Source organism: Kitasatospora nipponensis (assembly GCF_039528135.1).
Lineage (GTDB): Bacteria > Actinomycetota > Actinomycetes > Streptomycetales > Streptomycetaceae > Kitasatospora > Kitasatospora nipponensis.
Map to the genome: position 1 here is coordinate 1 of NZ_BAAALF010000416.1, position 1,458 is coordinate 1,458.

At 58.5% G+C, this 1,458-nt stretch carries 2 protein-coding genes; both read left to right on the plus strand.

Going from position 1 to position 1,458, the window contains the following annotated elements:
* Positions 1–1,066: RHS repeat-associated core domain-containing protein (locus ABD323_RS40780; protein ID WP_344447161.1), on the plus strand; the 1,066-nt coding region annotated here is incomplete at its 5' end.
* A 39-nt stretch (positions 1,067–1,105) separates the two neighbouring features.
* Positions 1,106–1,458: DUF6188 family protein (locus ABD323_RS40785; RefSeq protein WP_344447162.1), on the plus strand; the 353-nt coding region annotated here is incomplete at its 3' end.

Genomic DNA, 1,458 nt, shown 5'->3' on the forward strand with positions numbered 1-1,458 from the left:
CGAAACCCGCCGCCCCACCGACCCCTTCGGCAACCCCCGCGGCACCCAACCCACCGGATGGGCCGGCACCCACGGCTACGTCGGCGGAACCAAGGACGACACCACCGGCCTCACCAACCTCGGCGCCCGCCAATACCAACCCACAACTGGCCGCTTCATCAACCCCGACCCCATCCTCGACCCAGCCGATCCCCAGCAATGGAACGGCTACGCCTACAGCAACAACAACCCCCTCAACCTCAGCGACCCCTCAGGGCTGCGCCCCGACGGGACATGTGGCGGAACGGGACAATGCCAGACCCCTGAAGGCCAAATTGTCAAAGAAACCTGGTCTCTGGGTGATGGCGGGGCATGGGATGTCGAGATCAAGAAGACAGAGAAAGCCGTTCTCCCGGGCGGGATTCAAATAAGCACAACCCCAAACTTTGGAAAGCTCCGAGAGAAGACCAACAAAAATCTGAAGCTTCTCCAAAAGAATAATCACCGCTTTGGCGAGGATGCCGTCGATGATCACCATCAGTATGTTGCAGCTGCCCTAAATGCATGCTTCGCCATCAAGGAATGCAAAGACTCCAGCACATACAACGACCTCTATGGCAAACTGCTGGACTGGCAACTGGAGAACATCCCACTGCTGGGCACTGGCGATGTGTCATTCGGAGCATCCGCAGTCGGAAAGGGCCTGGCATCCAAAGCCGCCAGCAAGCTGGCATCCAAAGGCTCAAATCCAGCCAGTGGAGCCGCACCTGAGCCAGCGCCGGCCAACGGGCTCGCGCTTCCGTCCAAGCTGCCAGCAGGAGTGGGCTCCGACTGGACGAAAACGCCAACTAGGAATAATGACGGTTGGATCTGGACGGCCCCCTCTTATTGGAAGGGCAGGGTCACGGAGGTCCGAATCATGGACCCCGGCGCCGACCCTCGTTACCCGAATGGATATGTCCGCTTCCGGGACGCCAAAAATGACCACTATCTCGATTTGGATGGAAAGCCCGGAGGTAATTCGACAACTCACTTCGCAATAGACGAGAGCGGGTATTACTCTCTTCCTATGGGATCTTTGCCATAGACGAGAGCGGGTATCATTCTCTTCCTGTAGGATCTTTGCATGTACCTCAAGGTTGAAGGCCGCACCCTGACGCGAGTCTGTTTCGACTATGCGCTGACTCTCCTCGTGGATCCGGACACGCGGATCCGCCTTCAAGCGAACGTGGAGCTGAAGGACGCCGACGGCACCTCAGCTGCGTTTCAACCAGGGGATACTGATGTTCCCGCGGACAGTCTTGTCAGACTCCTGCACAAGGACATCTCCAAGGCGTGGTCGTCCGACGGTGGAGTCCTGACAATTCAGTTTGCTTGTGGGGCGACGCTGACGGCGACTCCCGATCCGCACTACGAGGCCTGGGAGATCCTTGCAGAAGATGGCTTTCGGGTCATTTGCATTCCCGGGGGCAAGCTCGC